The organism is Streptomyces sp. NPDC003027, assembly GCF_053591435.1.
Genome location: NZ_JBSFTU010000040.1, coordinates 1 through 15,208, shown reverse-complemented (window position 1 = coordinate 15,208; position 15,208 = coordinate 1). Strand labels below are relative to the sequence as shown.

General features: G+C 72.1%; 14 protein-coding genes and 1 other RNA gene. 13 read left to right on the top strand and 2 right to left on the bottom strand.

Features of this window, described 5'->3' with window-relative positions; genetic code table 11:
• Positions 1–361 (top strand): LPXTG cell wall anchor domain-containing protein (locus ACWDX6_RS24660; RefSeq protein WP_451487062.1); only part of this gene is annotated, 361 nt, incomplete at its 5' end.
• Positions 362–483: 122 nt separating this feature from the next.
• Here the strand turns inward: ACWDX6_RS24660 and ACWDX6_RS24655 are convergent.
• Positions 484–678, bottom strand: a complete 195-nt coding sequence (locus tag ACWDX6_RS24655) for a hypothetical protein (protein ID WP_451487061.1) — start codon at positions 676–678, stop codon at positions 484–486.
• Positions 679–914: 236 nt separating this feature from the next.
• Here ACWDX6_RS24655 and ftsE point away from each other — a divergent pair, with 236 nt between their 5' ends.
• The 5 genes from ftsE to ssrA all read left to right on the top strand — a co-directional run bounded on the left by ftsE (position 915) and on the right by ssrA (position 4,841).
• Positions 915–1,604 (top strand): cell division ATP-binding protein FtsE, encoded by a 690-nt coding sequence (gene ftsE, locus ACWDX6_RS24650; protein WP_345487862.1) that lies wholly within the window; start codon positions 915–917, stop codon positions 1,602–1,604.
• A gap of 21 nt (positions 1,605–1,625) precedes the next feature.
• Positions 1,626–2,543, top strand: a complete 918-nt coding sequence (gene ftsX / locus ACWDX6_RS24645; RefSeq protein WP_451487060.1) for a permease-like cell division protein FtsX — start codon at positions 1,626–1,628, stop codon at positions 2,541–2,543.
• 78 nt (positions 2,544–2,621) lie between these two features.
• Positions 2,622–3,779: a S41 family peptidase gene (locus tag ACWDX6_RS24640; protein ID WP_451487059.1), complete on the top strand. Its 1,158-nt coding sequence runs from the start codon at positions 2,622–2,624 to the stop codon at positions 3,777–3,779.
• A gap of 18 nt (positions 3,780–3,797) precedes the next feature.
• Complete coding sequence (smpB, locus tag ACWDX6_RS24635; protein ID WP_451487058.1) at positions 3,798–4,340, top strand: SsrA-binding protein SmpB; 543 nt, start codon at positions 3,798–3,800, stop codon at positions 4,338–4,340.
• 109 nt (positions 4,341–4,449) lie between these two features.
• Positions 4,450–4,841: a transfer-messenger RNA gene (gene ssrA, locus ACWDX6_RS24630) on the top strand.
• Positions 4,842–4,890: 49 nt separating this feature from the next.
• Here the strand turns inward: ssrA and ACWDX6_RS24625 are convergent.
• Positions 4,891–6,168, bottom strand: coding sequence for an MFS transporter (locus tag ACWDX6_RS24625; protein WP_451487057.1), 1,278 nt, complete (start codon positions 6,166–6,168; stop codon positions 4,891–4,893).
• Between the two features lie 82 nt (positions 6,169–6,250).
• On the opposite strand from ACWDX6_RS24625, the gene ACWDX6_RS24620 reads away from it, so the two are divergent.
• From ACWDX6_RS24620 to ACWDX6_RS24590, 7 genes are all read left to right on the top strand, one after another.
• Positions 6,251–7,225: a LysR family transcriptional regulator gene (locus ACWDX6_RS24620; protein WP_451487056.1), complete on the top strand. Its 975-nt coding sequence runs from the start codon at positions 6,251–6,253 to the stop codon at positions 7,223–7,225.
• A 232-nt stretch (positions 7,226–7,457) separates the two neighbouring features.
• Positions 7,458–8,813 (top strand): nitrate/nitrite transporter, encoded by a 1,356-nt coding sequence (locus ACWDX6_RS24615; RefSeq protein WP_451487055.1) that lies wholly within the window; start codon positions 7,458–7,460, stop codon positions 8,811–8,813.
• 74 nt (positions 8,814–8,887) lie between these two features.
• Positions 8,888–10,027: a uroporphyrinogen-III synthase gene (locus tag ACWDX6_RS24610; protein ID WP_451487054.1), complete on the top strand. Its 1,140-nt coding sequence runs from the start codon at positions 8,888–8,890 to the stop codon at positions 10,025–10,027.
• A 293-nt stretch (positions 10,028–10,320) separates the two neighbouring features.
• Positions 10,321–10,872, top strand: a complete 552-nt coding sequence (locus ACWDX6_RS24605) for a CGNR zinc finger domain-containing protein (RefSeq protein WP_451487053.1) — start codon at positions 10,321–10,323, stop codon at positions 10,870–10,872.
• A gap of 141 nt (positions 10,873–11,013) precedes the next feature.
• A complete protein-coding gene (locus ACWDX6_RS24600; protein WP_451487084.1) occupies positions 11,014–11,601 on the top strand; it encodes a sigma-70 family RNA polymerase sigma factor in 588 nt (195 codons plus the stop codon).
• A complete protein-coding gene (locus tag ACWDX6_RS24595) occupies positions 11,598–12,482 on the top strand; it encodes a zf-HC2 domain-containing protein (protein ID WP_451487052.1) in 885 nt (294 codons plus the stop codon). The genes ACWDX6_RS24600 and ACWDX6_RS24595 overlap by 4 nt, the downstream gene beginning before the upstream one ends.
• A gap of 74 nt (positions 12,483–12,556) precedes the next feature.
• Positions 12,557–14,914 (top strand): HelD family protein, encoded by a 2,358-nt coding sequence (locus ACWDX6_RS24590; RefSeq protein ID WP_451487051.1) that lies wholly within the window; start codon positions 12,557–12,559, stop codon positions 14,912–14,914.
• Positions 14,915–15,208 lie beyond the last annotated feature (294 nt).

Sequence of the window (15,208 nt, the reverse complement as noted above, 5' to 3'; positions counted from 1 at the left end):
ACCGAACCCGGCCAACCCGAACCCGGCCAACCCGGACCCGACCAAGCCGAACCCGGCCAACCCCGACCCGGCCAACCCGGGCGAGGACACCACGGGTGGTAGCGACGGCGGTTCGTCCACCGACGGTGGTGCCGGCACCTGCACCGTCGACCTCGACGGTGCCGAGTGTGTCGACAACAACCCCGACACCAACAACGCCGGCTCGCAGCCCGTCGAGCAGGGCAAGGCCAAGGAGGAGCTGGCCGAGACCGGCGCCGCCGAGACCACGTTCCTGATCATCGGTGCCGCCACGATGATCGCCGGCGGCATCGGTTTCCGGATGCTTCCGCGCCTCGTCGCCGGTGGCCGTGCCGCCGTCTGAGCGGACCGGTAGAGCATGAGGAAGGGCCGGGGGCTCACCCCCGGCCCTTTCTCCATGTCCGTCGTCGTCCGGCTCGCGTGCGTCGTGCTGACGCGGTCCGCATCGTGCCTACGCGGGTCGTACTACGCGGTCTGTAGCGCCGCGAGCAGGGCCACTCCCGCCACCAGAGCGATCAGCAGGGTCAGCAGCATCGCCGGTGACAGCCCGCCCGGCGGGCCCTCTTCCTTCAGGCGTTCCCGGTTCGCGCGGCAGACGGCGCAGCGGCCCTCCGCGACGGGGGCCGCGCAATTGGCGCACACCAGTCGGTCATAGGTCATGCGCTCTCCTCCTCCCGCACAGGGGTCCACACCGTGGTCAACGTCCGGTGGTACCCGTGCGTTCCCCCTACCACTGTGCCAGCTCGCGAGCGTTTCGGCGCGCCCCGCCGGATCGAGCCCGTTCCGCCCGGAAGGACGAAAAGGATAAAGCGCACAAGCTCGGACCGCGACTGCGCGGGCCATCCCCGTTCGCGTAAGGTCGCGCTCACCTACTCCCGGCCGACCGTGGTGCATCCGTGATCCGATTCGACAACGTCTCCAAGTCCTATCCGAAGCAGAACCGCCCCGCGCTCCGGGATGTATCCCTGGAGATCGAGAAGGGGGAGTTCGTCTTCCTCGTCGGTTCCTCCGGCTCCGGAAAGTCGACTTTCCTCCGGCTGATCCTTCGCGAGGAGCGCGCCAGCCACGGCCAGGTGCACGTCCTCGGCAAGGATCTGGCCCGGCTCTCCAACTGGAAGGTGCCGCACATGCGCCGCCAGTTGGGGACCGTCTTCCAGGACTTCCGCCTGCTGCCCAACAAGACCGTCGCCGAGAACGTGGCCTTCGCCCAGGAGGTCATCGGCAAGCCGCGCGGCGAGATCCGCAAGGCCGTCCCCCAGGTGCTCGACCTCGTCGGTCTCGGCGGCAAGGAGGACCGCATGCCGGGCGAGCTCTCGGGTGGTGAGCAGCAGCGCGTCGCCATCGCGAGGGCCTTCGTCAACCGCCCGATGCTGCTGATCGCCGACGAGCCCACCGGCAACCTCGACCCGCAGACCTCCGTCGGCATCATGAAGTTGCTCGACCGCATCAACAGGACAGGGACCACCGTCGTCATGGCGACCCACGACCAGAACATCGTCGACCAGATGCGCAAGCGCGTCATCGAGCTCGAAAAGGGCCGTCTCGTCCGCGACCAGGCGCGTGGCGTCTACGGATACCAGCACTGAGCAGGTAGGGGAACAGACACCATGCGCGCTCAGTTCGTGCTCTCCGAGATCGGCGTCGGTCTCCGGCGCAATCTCACCATGACGTTCGCCGTCATCGTCTCCGTGGCCCTCTCGCTCGCCCTGTTCGGCGGCGCGCTGCTCATGCGCGAGCAGGTCAGCACGATGAAGGACTACTGGTACGACAAGGTCAACGTCTCCATCTTCCTCTGCAACAAGAACGACGCGGCCACCTCGCCCAAGTGCGCCAAGGGCGCGGTGACCGCGCAGCAGAAGGAGCAGATCGAGGCCGATCTGAAGAAGATGGACATCGTCGAGAAGGTCATCCACGAATCGACCGACGAGGCGTACAAGCACTACAAGGAGCAGTACAGCGACACCGCCATCGCGTCCGTCATCACGCCGGACCAGATGCAGGAGTCGTTCCGGGTGAAGCTGGACGACCCGGAGAAGTACAAGGTGGTCGCCACCGCCTTCGCCGGGCGGGACGGGGTGGAGTCCGTACAGGACCAACGCAACATCCTGCAGAACCTGTTCGACCTGATGAACGGCATGAACGTCGTGGCGATCTACGTGATGGCGCTGATGCTGGTCATCGCGCTGATCCTGATCGTCAACACCGTGCGCGTCTCCGCCTTCAGCCGACGGCGTGAGACCGGCATCATGCGACTCGTCGGCGCCTCCAGCTTCTACATCCAGATGCCCTTCATCATGGAGGCGGCCTTCGCCGGCCTCCTCGGCGGTGTGGTCGCGAGCGTGATGCTGCTCGCAGGGCGGTACTTCCTGATCGACCACGGCCTGGCGCTCGCCGACAAGATGCAGCTCGTCAACTTCATCGGCTGGGACGCCGTGTTGTCGGTGCTGCCCCTGGTCCTGGTCATCGGGCTGCTGATGCCCGCGCTGGCCGCCTTCATCGCGCTGCGCAAGTACCTCAGGGTGTGAGAAGAGCCGCCTGAGTACTCCGGGCGCCGTGCGGTCAACGACCGTACGGCGCCTTTCGCTTGTCCTAGAGTGGGCGGCATGTCGGTCGGCCCCGAGTTCTGTCCGCGGCCCCGCGGAGCCTTCCGTGGGGCCGTTCTCGCGTTGGTCTTCGCCGGTGTCCTCGCCGCCGCCGCCGTCACGGACTCGCTGCCGCGGCAGGAGCCGGCGGACACCGAGCCGGCCTCGCGCCGCGCCCTCGTCGACCGCGGCGCCCTGAACCGCGCCGCCGCCGAGGCGATGGCCGACGGCAAGTCGGGCAAGCAGGCCGCCGAGGAGTTCGTCAGCCGCAGCGGTGACCGCTGGGGCGCGGTGTACGGCCCGGCGGAGTACGACGAGTTCGAGCAGGCCCTCGACGGCTCGTACACCGGCGTCGGGCTCTCCGCCCGGAGGGCGGGGGAGGGGCGCGTCGAGATCAGCCGGGTACGGGCCGGCGGGCCGGCCGCCCGGGCCGGGCTGCGGCCCGGCGACCGCCTCGTCACGCTCGACGGCCGATCCGTCGGCTCGCTCTCCGTCTCGGAGGTCGTCTCCCTGCTGCGCGGTGACGGCGTCCCCGGCTCCGCCGTCGTCCTCGGCGTGGAGCGCGGCCGCACCGCCTGGACCGCCACCCTGCGCAGGGCCAGGCTCGCCACCGAGGACGTCACCGTGCGGCGCCTGGGCGACGGGACCGTGCTGATCAAGGTGGCCGCCTTCACCAAGGGCACGGGGGAGCGGGTACGCGACGCGGTACGGCGGGCCCGGCCGGGCGCCGGGATCCTGCTGGACCTGCGCGGCAACGCCGGCGGTCTGGTCGCCGAGGCCGCGGTGGCCGCCTCCGCCTTCCTGGACGGCGGTCTTGTCGCCACGTACGACGTCGACGGGGAGCAGCGCGCGGTGTACGCCGAGAGGGGCGGGGACACCGAGCGGCCCGTGGTGGCGCTGATCGACGGGGGCACGATGAGCGCCGCCGAGCTGCTGACCGGGGCGCTGAAGGACCGGGGCCGGGCGGTCACCGTCGGCTCGCGCACCTTCGGCAAGGGCGCGGTGCAGATGCCGAGCACGCTGCCCGACGGGTCCGTCGCCGAGCTGACCGTCGGCCACTACCGCACGCCGGCCGGGCACGGCGTGGACGGCCGCGGGATCATCCCGGACCTGGCCGTGAGCGAAGGGGCCGAGGAGCGGGCGAGGACGGTATTGAGTGGCCTCGGAGGGGGGTCGTAGTGCGAAAATGGCCGCACTATGGCAAAGGGACTCGTGAACGTGCAGGGCAAGCCTGCCAAGAAGAAGGACCCTGAGAAGGGCCCCGAGCGCAAGATCATCGCGCAGAACAAGAAGGCGCGGCACGACTACCACATCATCGACACCTACGAGTGCGGTGTCGTGCTCATGGGCACCGAGGTGAAGTCGCTGCGCATGGGACGGGCGTCGCTCGTCGACGGCTTCGTCCAGATCGACGGCCACGAGGCGTGGCTGCACAACATCCACGTGCCCGAGTACACGCAGGGCAGCTGGACCAACCACTCGGCCAAGCGGAAGCGCAAGCTGCTTCTGCACCGCGCCGAGATCGACAAGCTGGAGTCGAAGGCGCAGGAGACGGGTCACACGATCGTGCCCCTCGCGCTGTACTTCCTGAACGGCCGGGTCAAGGTCGAGATCGCGCTCGCGAAGGGCAAGAAGGAGTACGACAAGCGGCAGACGCTCCGGGAGAAGCAGGACACGCGGGAGACGAGCCGCGCGATCGCGGCGGCGAAGCGGCGCCAGCGGGCGGCCCAGTCCGCGTAGGGGCGCCGGTCCGTCCGGGCCGGTGGGAATAGGCTGGCGACGGTCCCTGTTGTTCACGTACGATGGGCCCCGCACCTCACAGCGGGTGCGCGTTTTGAAAAATCAACATGGGGATGATCGGTTTCGACAGCGGATGTCGAAGCAGGGGAAGCGTGTCGAGGAAGCGGCAATGATCTCGTAAACCATATGTCGCAACCAATAATCGCCAACTCCAAGAGCGATAACTCCCGCTTCGCCCTCGCTGCCTAATTTAGGTAACGAGTAGAAGCCTCTGTGAGGAGCGTCAGCCCGGGGATGGTCCCGACCCGGATCCTGGCGTCATCTAGGGATCTAAACCTCTAGCCCCGGTCACGGGGGCCTGAGGGAAATCAAACAGTGACTGAGCCCGTCGGAGACTTGTCCGCGTGATCTCCGGGGCTGAGAAACTCGTAGCGGACTGCACACGGAGAAGCCCTGTTTCCGCACCGTTGGACGCGGGTTCGATTCCCGCCATCTCCACTCATCCCATGTGGGCAAAGGCCCCGCGGCCTCTTCGGCTGCGGGGCCTTCGTCATGTCCGGCCGATGGGCGAGCCTTCCCGGTCACGGGCGACGGCGGCCAGGCCCAGCGCCAGGGCCGCCGCCGCCGGGGGGATCAGAAAAGCGTGGGCCGTCGTCGGAGCGTGCTCGGCCGTCCAGCCGCCCACCGCCGAGCCGGCCGCGACGCCGCCGAGGAGGGCGGTCACCGCGAGGGTCATGCCCTCGTTCAAACGGCCGGGCGGGGTCAGGCGCTGGGCCAGAGCCATGCCCGTGACCATCGTCGGGGCCGTCGCCATGCCCGCCGCGAGCAGACCGGCCGCCAGGGCCGGCAGCGAACCGGTCGAGGCGCCCAGCAGCGGCAGCGTCATCAGGACGGTCATCGCGGCCAGACAGGTGCCGAGGCCGGCCGAGCGCCGTGTGCGGCCGTAGACCAGGCCCGCCGCGCACGAGCCGGCCGCCTGCAGCGCGAGCACGGGACCGGCGGCCGGGCCGTCCACATGGGCCAGCGCGACCACCTCCATCGCCCCGAAGACCGCGCCCGTGGCCAGGAAGACGCCGAGGAGCCGCGCCATGCCGGGCGCGCGCAGCGGGGAGACGGCGCCGGGAGACGAGGCGGTGGCGCGCGGCGCGACCGGGGGCTCCGTGGAGCGCTGGGCCGCGAAGATCAGCACACCGGTGAACAGCAGGATCGCGCCGACCAGCGTGCCCGCCTCCGGGAAGAGCCCCGCGCACAGGAGCGCGGCCAGCACCGGGCCCAGCATGAAGCACAGCTCGTCCGCGGCCTGCTCGAAGGCGTTCGCGGTGTGCAGGGCGGTCGGGTCGCCCGCGTGGAGATGGGCCCAGCGGGCGCGGGACATGCCTCCCGTGTTCGGTGTGGTGGCGGTCGCCGCGTACGCCACGAAGAGCGTCCAGGCCGGCGCCTCGGCGTGCACGCACAGCAGCAGGGCGAGCGAGCCGAGCGAGGCCAGCGCGGCCGCCGGGACGGCGATCCGCGCCTGCCCGTACCGGTCCACCAGCCGAGCCGTCCAAGGCGCGACCAGGGCCATGGCCGCCAGCCCCGTGGCGGTGACGGCGCCGGCGAGCGCGTACGAACCGTACGACCCGGCGATCATGATCACCGCGCTCACGCTGAACATGCCCATCGGGAGCCGGGCGATCAGATTGCCGGCCGTGAAGGCGCGGGCGCCCGGGGTGGCGAAGAGGCGGAGGTAGGGGTTGGTCCCCGCCGTGGGGCGGCGGGGCGGCCGGTCGCGGTAGCGCGGGGCGAACGCCGGGCCCGCCGGGGTGAGCGTGAGGTCGTGGTGCGGCATGCGAACAGCCTCGGGGGCGGCCGCCGGGACGGTCCAACACCTGATCCGTGGCCATTCACGCGCTCGCGTTGTTAAATGCGGGGTGGCCCCTTCCCCGTACGCGCACGACATCGAACCGCGCCTCCTGCGCGCCTTCACCGCCGTCGCCGACGAACTGCACTTCACGCGCGCCGCCGCCCGGCTCTACATCGCCCAGCAGGCGCTCAGCCGCGACATCCGGCGGCTCGAGCGGGAGTTGGGCGCCGACCTGTTCGTACGGACCACCCGGCAGGTCACGCTCACCGCGGACGGCGCGCGGCTCCTCCCGTACGCGCGCGGGGTGCTGGCGGCCTGCGACGCGCTCAGCGACGCCTTCCGGGCGGAGACCCGGCCGCTGCTCGTCGACCTCAACACCACGGGCCTGGCGAACGGCCGCGTCCTGGAGCGGGCGCGCGAACTCGCCCCCGAGCAGGAGCTGATGGCCCGTTACGAGAGCGGACTGACCGGGGCCGCGGCGCAGATCCTGGCCGGAGGTCTCGACGTGTCCTTCGGCCGGTTCGGCGGGCTCGGCCCCGCCACGCGGGCGGGGCTCGCCACGCAGTTCGTACGGTACGAGTCGATGGCGGTGCTGCTGCCCGAGGAGCACCCGCTCGCCGGCCTGGCGGCCGTGCCGCTGGCCGCGCTGGCGGGCGAGAGCGTCTACGCGGCCGCGGGCAACGACCGCACGGCGGAGTGGACCGACCTGGCCGCCCGGCTCTTCGCCGGGCGGGGCATCACGGTCGCGCCGCGCGCCCCGATGGCCGTGGGGTTCGAGGAGTTCCGCCGGATCATGGCGAAGCTCGGCACCCCCGCGCTCGTGGTGGTCGACTTTCCGCCGGTGCCGGGGAGCGTGCTGCGGCCCCTGGTCGATCCCGTGCCGCTCTCCCCGGTGAGTCTGGTGTGGCGCAAGGGGCTGAGGCACCCGGGGCTCGACGCGCTGCGCACGGCCGCGGCGGAGATCGGCGGCCGGGAGGGCTGGCTGGAGCGCCCGGCGGGCTCCTGGCTGCCGGCGGACGAGGTGGGGGTCCCGGCGGCCTGACCGGCACGGGCGCGTAGGGTCGGGCCGGGCGACACCGGCCGGGGCCGGGTGGCGCGGGCCCGATGGAGCCGGACGGCGGGGACGTACTCACACCTCCGGCCGGCCCCGGGTGAGAGCAAGGTTCCGTACCCGTCACTTCCCGCCACCGGTCTGAAACGCGGCCCCCCTAGCGTCTGGTCCACGAGGTCCGGAGCATCCGGGCGCTCGGGACCCGAGACCGTGGAGGTACGTGATGGGCGGCCGGTGGATCGAACGGTGGGAGCCGGAGGACGAGACCTTCTGGCGTGAACAGGGAGAGCGGATCGCCAAGCGCAATCTGCTCTTCTCCGTGCTCTCCGAGCACATCGGTTTCTCCATCTGGAGCCTGTGGTCCGTGATGGTCCTCTTCATGGGGCCGGAGTACGGCATCGACCCGGCCGGGAAGTTCTTCCTCATCGGGACCGCCACCTTCGTCGGCGCGCTCATCCGGGTCCCGTACACCTTCGCCGTGGCCCGGTTCGGCGGCCGGAACTGGACCATCTTCAGCGCGCTGCTGCTCCTGCTGCCGACGGGCTTCGCCTTCGCCGTGATGGAGCCGGGCACCTCGTACCACACCTTCCTCCTGGTCGCCGCGCTCACCGGCGTCGGCGGCGGCAACTTCGCCTCGTCCATGACCAACATCAACGCCTTCTTCCCGCTGCGGAAGAAGGGCTGGGCGCTCGGCCTCAACGCCGGCGGCGGCAACATCGGCGTCCCGGTCGTCCAGCTCGTCGGCCTGCTCGTCATCGGCACGGCGGGCGCCATGCACCCGCGCCTCGTCCTCGGCGTCTACCTCCCGCTGATCCTGATCGCCGCCGTCTGCGCCGCGCTCTTCATGGACAACCTCGCGCCCGTCAGGAACGACACCGGCGCCGCCAAGGAGGCCGTCAGGGCCGGCCACACCTGGATCATGGCGTTCCTGTACATCGGTACCTTCGGCTCCTTCATCGGCTACAGCTTCGCCTTCGGCCTGGTCCTCCAGACCCAGTTCGGGCGCACCCCGCTCCAGGCGGCCTCGCTCACCTTCATCGGTCCGCTGCTCGGCTCGCTGATCCGGCCCGTCGGCGGCTCCCTCGCCGACAAGCACGGCGGCGCCCGCATCACCCTGTGGAACTTCGCCGGAATGGCGGCCGCGACCTCCGTCGTGATCTACGCCTCGGTCGTCGAGTCGCTCGCCGTGTTCCTCGTCGGCTTCATCGGCCTGTTCGTCCTCTCCGGCCTCGGCAACGGCTCCACGTACAAGATGATCCCCGCGATCTTCCTCGCGCAGGGGCACCGCAAGGGGCTGTCGGGCGAGGCGGCCGAGTCGTACGGCCGCAGGCTCTCCGGGGCCTCCATGGGCCTGATCGGCGCGGTGGGGGCGATCGGCGGGCTCGGCATCAACCTCGCCTTCCGGCAGTCCTTCCAGACCGCGGGCACCGGCACCTCGGCCTTCGTCGCCTTCCTGGTCTTCTACGCGGCCTGCATCGTCGTGACCTGGGCGGTATACCTTCGCCGGCCGGCCGCCGTACCGGACACCGCGGAGGCCGCCGAGGAGAGGAAGCCGCAGCCCGGATACGCCGAGGTGTGATCGGAGTGGTCCGTAACGGCCAAGAAATACGGGCGAACCGAGTCTGTCACGGAGGACCGTCAGGCTCGGTCGTCATGGACGAGCAAGAGCAGGGTCCCCTCGCGGGGTTCACCGTAGGAGTCACGGCGGCGCGGCGCGCGGACGAGCTGGGCGCGCTCCTCCGCCGTCGTGGCGCCGCAGTCGTCCACGGTCCCGCCCTGCGGATCGTGCCACTCGCCGACGACACCGAACTCCTCGCCGCCACCAAGGAACTCATCGATCACGCCCCCGACGTCGTCGTCGCCACGACGGCGATCGGCTTCCGCGGCTGGGTCGAGGCGGCGGACGGCTGGGGGTACGGCGAGGAGCTCCTGGACCGCCTGCGCGGTGTCGAGGTCCTGGCCCGCGGCCCCAAGGTCAAGGGCGCGGTACGGGCGGCCGGCCTCACCGAGTCGTGGTCGCCGTCGTCCGAGTCCATGGCCGAGGTCCTGGACCGGCTGCTCGCCGAAGGGGTGTCGGGGCGGCGGATCGCGCTCCAGCTGCACGGTGAGCCGCTGCCGGGGTTCGTCGAGGCGCTGGAGGCGGGCGGCGCGGAGGTCGTCGGCGTCCCCGTCTACCGCTGGATGCCGCCGGAGGACATCGGCCCGCTGGACCGGCTGCTCGACGGCGTGCTCGCCGGGACCCTGGACGCGGTGACCTTCACCAGCGCGCCGGCCGCCGCCTCGCTGCTGACGCGTGCGGAGGACCGGGGGGTGCGGGCGGAGCTGCTGGCGGCGCTGCGGCACGACGTGCTCGCGGTCTGCGTGGGGCCGGTGACGGCGCTGCCGCTGCAGGCGCACGGCATCGACACGCTCCAGCCCGAACGCTTCCGGCTCGGGCCGCTGGTGCAGCTGCTCTGCCGGGAACTGCCCGCGCGGGCCCGTACGCTCCCGGTGGCCGGCCACCGCATCGAGATCCGCGGCCAGGCGGTCCTGGTCGACGGGGGCCTGCATCCGGTCCCACCGGCCGGGATGGCGCTGCTGAACGCCCTGGCCCGGCGCCCGGGATGGGTCGTCTCGCGGGCCGACCTGCTGCGCGCGCTGCCCGGCGCGGGCCGCGACGAGCACGCGGTGGAGACGGCGATGGCCCGGCTGCGGACCGCGCTCGGCACGCCCAAGCTGATCCAGACGGTGGTCAAGCGCGGCTACCGGCTGGCCGTGGACCCGGCGGCGGACACGAAGTACGCGGACGGGTAGAGACGCGGGTCGCCGCCCCGGTTCACTGAGCCGATGACCTCGATCTCGCAGTGGGCCGCCCGACGGCGGCTCAGGCGGGCATCGCCGGTGACGAGCGGACCGGCGAGCCTCTCGGCGGCCGCGGTGTACGCGGTGTCGTAGCCGGACGCGTTCTGCCGTAGGGAGGGCGGGCGTCCCCCGTCCCCTCACGCCTCCACGACAACCCGCCGCCGGGGGACTGGTCGCGCACGGCGGCCGGGTGCACTCTGGACGGGCGCCCGACCGGCTTCCGACCGCGAGGTGGTGACAGGGGCATGACCGTACGGTTCGACTCCGGGCGGATCTGCCTGGACCTGGCCGCCCAGCCGCTCGACCGCACCGAGACGCTCGACCGCTTCCTCCGCGCCACCGGGCTCGTCCCGGCCGCCATGCCGCTGCGCGCCCTCGACCCGCTCTGGGTCCTCCGCTTCCGCGAACTACGCGACTGCGTCGACGCGTTGGTCCACGCCCAGCTCGAAGGCGAGAGCCCGGCCGCCGCCGATCCCGCCCTGGAACGGCTCAACTCCCTCGCCGCCGCCTCCGCGCCGCCCGCACCCCGCGCCGTACGCACCGAAACCGGCCTGCTCGTACGGGCGTTGAGCGACGAGCCCGAATGCCCGGCGCTGCTCGCCGCCATCGCCCGGGACGCCGTCGAGCTGCTCACCGACCCGGCCGCCCGCGCCCTGCTGCGCCAGTGCGAGGGCGAGAACTGCCGCCGCTGCTACCTCGACACCTCCCGCGGGCGCCGCCGCCGCTGGTGCTCCAGCGAACTGTGCGGCAACCGCGAGCGCGTCGCCCGCCACCGCCGCCGGAAGGTCGCCGCGTAACTCCCCCGAAGGCGCACCTCACCACGCGCCCGGAAGGCCGCCGGGTGACCCGCCCGGAAAAAACTTTCCCCGGCGTTGAGTGCGATCCGCCTCCACCCCGTACCCATCGACGACAACAAGGTCTCGACCGGGGAGGTACAGGTGCGCGAGGATGCGGCCGTGGCCGATGACCGTCCGCATCGGGCCCGGCATCGCAGCGAGGTGACCCGCTTCCGACGCGCCGCCCCCGACGAGGAGTTGATGCGCGCCCTCTACCGCGAACACGCCGGGCCCCTGCTCGCCTACGTACTGCGCCTCGTCGCCGGCGACCGCCAGCGCGCCGAGGACGTCGTACAGGAGACGCTCATCCGTGCCTGGAAGAACGCCGGTCAGCTCAATCGGGCGACCGGCTCTGTCCGACCCTGGCTGGTGACGGTCGCCCGGCGCATCGTCATCGACGGCCACCGAAGCCGGCAGGCCCGGCCGCAGGAGGTCGATCCGTCACCGCTCGAGGTCCTGCCCGCGGAGGACGAGATCGACAAAGCGCTGTGGCTGATGACGCTCTCCGACGCACTCGACGATTTGACCCCCGCCCACCGGGAAGTGTTGGTCGAGACCTACTTCAAGGGGCGTACGGTCAACGAGGCGGCCGAGACACTCGGCATACCGGCCGGCACCGTCCGGTCACGCGTGTTCTACGCACTGCGTTCGATGAAGCTCGCGTTGGAGGAGAGGGGGGTAACGGTATGACGTCGCCACACGATGCGGCGGGTGCCTACGTGCTCGGCATCCTCGACGCGGCTGACACCGCCGCGTTCGAAGCACACCTCACGCGGTGCGATGTGTGTGTCGCGCATGTGGAGGAGTTCGCCGGCCTGGAGCCGATGCTCGCCCTCCTGGCCGAGGCACCCCCCGCGCCGCCCGGAACGCCCGCCGCCGGCCCCCACGCCGTCGACCCCCGAGCCTCCGGCCCCCACGCCGTCGACCCCTACGCCGACGACGCCTTCGACGCCTTCGCGCCCCGCCCGCCCGCGCCCCCGGCCCGCGGCCCCCGTCCGCCGCTCGCGGCCGCCCCGGCCCCCGGACCGGAAGTCCTCGACCGGCTCGTCGACGAGGTGGCCGCCCGGCGGGCCCGTACCCGCCGCCGTACCCGCTACCTCGTCGCCGCGGCCGCCGTACTGATCGTCGGCGGGCCCGCGGTCGCCGTCGTCGCCACCTCCGGCGGCGGGAAGGGCGACCGCGCCGTGGCCGACCCCCACCCGACCAGCCCCGCCGAGGACGCCTTCTTCCACCACATGGAGGAGAAGATCCAGGCCACCGACCCGACCACCGAGGTCAGCGCCGCCGTCGGCCTGGAGCGCAAGGGCTGGGGCACCCACACCGTCCTGGAGCTCAAGAACGTCAAGGGCCCGCTGAAGTGCCGGCTCGTCGCCGTCTCCACCAGCGGCGAGGAGGAGGTCGTCACCTCCTGGGCCGTGCCGAAGTGGGGGTACGGCATCCCGGGAGCCGCCACCGACGCGGCGAAGAACCCGCTCTACGTGCACGGCGGAGCCGCCATGGACCGGGACGACATCGACCGGTTCGAGGTCCGTACGTTCGACGGCGCCCGTCTCGTGGAGGTCGACGCCTGACACGGGGCCCCCGCGTGGCATAAGCTCGACGGCTGCCCCACGGCGGGGGCAGTGCACGTCAGAAGGGGGCCTCGGTGGCCGCGCAGGAAGCCGTCGGTGTGGTCGACACGGTCCGGGACCGCGAGATCGGCGTCGAACAGGAACACTTGGATCAGGTCTACCGCCGCCTCGAGGAGAAGATCCACGAGGCGGAGTTCCTGATGAACGACGCCGCGAAGCGCGGCCAGGTCGGGACGCCCGGCGCGCTCGCCGAGCGCGACGCCCAGGTCTTCCGGGCCGGCGTCCACCTCAACCGGCTCAACAACGAGTTCGAGGACTTCCTCTTCGGCCGGATCGACCTGCTGCACGGCAAGGACGGCAAGAAGGGCCCCGACGGCGCGTACACCTCCGTCGAGCCCGCCGAGGACGCCGTACGGCCCGACAACACGGCCGAGATCGGCGAGACCCTCCACATCGGCCGGATCGGCGTCCTCGACTCCGACTACGCGCCGCTCGTCATCGACTGGCGCGCGCCCGCCGCCGCGCCCTTCTACCGCTCCACCCCGGTCGACCCCGGCCGGGTGGTGCGCCGCCGGGTCATCCGCTCCAAGGGCCGCAAGGTGCTCGGCGTCGAGGACGACCTGATGCGCCCCGAGCTGAAGGCGACCCTCGACGGACGCGAGCTGCCGGTGATCGGTGACGGCGCCCTGATGGCCGCGCTTGGCCAGGCCCGCGGCCACACCATGCGCGACATCGTCGCCAGCATCCAGGCCGAGCAGGACCTCGTCATCCGCGCCCCCGCCGCCTCCGTGACGTACGTCGAGGGCGGCCCGGGCACCGGGAAGACGGCGGTCGCCCTGCACCGGGCGGCCTACCTGCTCTACCAGGACCGGCGCCGGTACGCGGGCGGCATCCTCATCGTCTCCCCGACCCCGCTGCTCGTCTCGTACACCGAGGGCGTACTGCCCTCGCTCGGCGAGGAGGGCCAGGTCGCCATCCGGGCGCTCGGCTCCCTGGTGGACGGCGTGGAGGCCACCGCCTACGACGATCCGGCCGTGGCCCGGGTCAAGGGCTCCTCCCGGATGCTCGCCGTCCTGCGCAAGGCCGCCCGCGGGGCCCTGGAGACCCCGGCGCCCAAGGCCCAGGCCCAGCACGCCCTGGGGGAGGACGAGGACGCCCCGGCCCCCGCCGCCACGCCCACGCGGCTGCGGGTCGTCGCCTTCGGCCGCCGCCTGGAGCTGGAGGCCGACGAGCTCCGGCGGATCCGGCACGACGTCCTCGGCGGCTCGGCACCCGTCAACCTGCTGCGGCCCCGCGCCCGCCGCCTGCTGCTCGACGCGCTGTACGCCAAGTCCGGCGCCGCCGGCCGCCACAGCGACCCCGAGCTCGCGGCCGAGCTGCGCTCCTCCTTCGACGAGGACGTCTCCACCGAGGACTCCTTCCTCTCCTTCCTCGACGCCTGGTGGCCCGAGCTCACCCCCCGCCAGGTCCTCGACGCGATGGCCGACGAGAAGCGCCTCGGACGCTGGGCCCGGCGCGTGCTCAACCCGGGCGAGATCCGGCGCGTGGCCCGCTCCCTGCGTCGCAACACCCTCTCCGTGCACGACGTGGCGCTCCTCGACGAGCTGCACACCCTCCTCGGAGCCCCCGCCCGGCCCCGCAGGAAGCGGGAGTACGACCCGCTGGACCAGCTGACGGGGCTGGAGGAGCTGATGCCCGTACGGGAGGAGACACAGCGCGAGCGGGCGGAGCGGCTCGCGGCCGAGCGCACCGAGTACGCGCACGTCATCGTCGACGAGGCGCAGGACCTCACCCCCATGCAGTGGCGGATGGTCGGCCGGCGCGGCCGGCACGCCACCTGGACGGTCGTCGGCGACCCGGCCCAGTCCTCCTGGTCGACCCCGGACGAGGCCGCCGAGGCCCGGGACGAGGCGCTCGGGAGCAGGCCGCGCCGCCGCTTCGAGCTGACCGTGAACTACCGCAACCCGGCCGAGATCGCCGAACTGGCCGCCAAGGTCCTCGCCCTCGCCATGCCCGGCAAGGAGTCGCCGCGCGCGGTCCGCTCCACGGGCGTGGAGCCGCGCTTCGTGGCGGTGGAGTCCGCGGCGGGGTCGGACGATCTGGCCGGAACCGTGCGGTCGGAAGCGAGCCGTCTCCTCGACCAGGTGGACGGCACGATCGGTGTCGTGGTCGCCATGAACCGGCGGGACCAGGCCGTCCGCTGGCTCTCCGGTCTCGGCGACCGGGTGGTGGCGCTGGGCTCGCTGGAGGCCAAGGGGCTGGAGTACGACGCCACGGTGGTCGTCTCGCCCGCGGAGATCGCGGACGAGTCCCCGGCCGGGCTGCGCGTGCTCTACGTGGCGCTGACCCGGGCCACCCAGCAGCTGACGGTGGTCTCGGGCGCCCGTGACGTCCCCGACGCGCAGGGCGTGCCGGATCTGCTGAGGGACTGACCGGGCCGGTCGGGGGCCTGGCCGGGGAAGCCGGGCACAGCCGATTTCAGGTCAACCCGCGCGGGGGGAGTCACTTGCCAGGGTGGTTTGTTAGCCTTGTCGTGGCACCGGCTCGATCCAAGCCCCCGGGCCCAACCTTCGTCCCTCAGAGGGACCACTTGCCGCGAGGCGAGCATGGCGGGTCGGTGCCACTTGTACGTATATACAGACTGGACCAGCAGCTCCCACTCCGGGTAGTCGCCGCGCCGCACCGCCTCGTACAGGTCCTTGGTGGCGTGGCCGAGGCCCTGCGCC

Bases quoted from the DNA above. Each gene is read 5' to 3' on its own strand.
- ACWDX6_RS24655 (WP_451487061.1), bottom strand. From the start codon at position 678: ATGACCTATGACCGACTGGTGTGCGCCAATTGCGCGGCCCCCGTCGCG.
- ftsX (WP_451487060.1), top strand. From the start codon at position 1,626: ATGCGCGCTCAGTTCGTGCTCTCCGAGATCGGCGTCGGTCTCCGGCGC.
- ACWDX6_RS24640 (WP_451487059.1), top strand. From the start codon at position 2,622: ATGTCGGTCGGCCCCGAGTTCTGTCCGCGGCCCCGCGGAGCCTTCCGT.
- smpB (WP_451487058.1), top strand. From the start codon at position 3,798: ATGGCAAAGGGACTCGTGAACGTGCAGGGCAAGCCTGCCAAGAAGAAG.
- ACWDX6_RS24625 (WP_451487057.1), bottom strand. From the start codon at position 6,168: ATGCCGCACCACGACCTCACGCTCACCCCGGCGGGCCCGGCGTTCGCC.
- ACWDX6_RS24615 (WP_451487055.1), top strand. From the start codon at position 7,458: ATGGGCGGCCGGTGGATCGAACGGTGGGAGCCGGAGGACGAGACCTTC.
- ACWDX6_RS24610 (WP_451487054.1), top strand. From the start codon at position 8,888: ATGGACGAGCAAGAGCAGGGTCCCCTCGCGGGGTTCACCGTAGGAGTC.
- ACWDX6_RS24605 (WP_451487053.1), top strand. From the start codon at position 10,321: ATGACCGTACGGTTCGACTCCGGGCGGATCTGCCTGGACCTGGCCGCC.
- ACWDX6_RS24595 (WP_451487052.1), top strand. From the start codon at position 11,598: ATGACGTCGCCACACGATGCGGCGGGTGCCTACGTGCTCGGCATCCTC.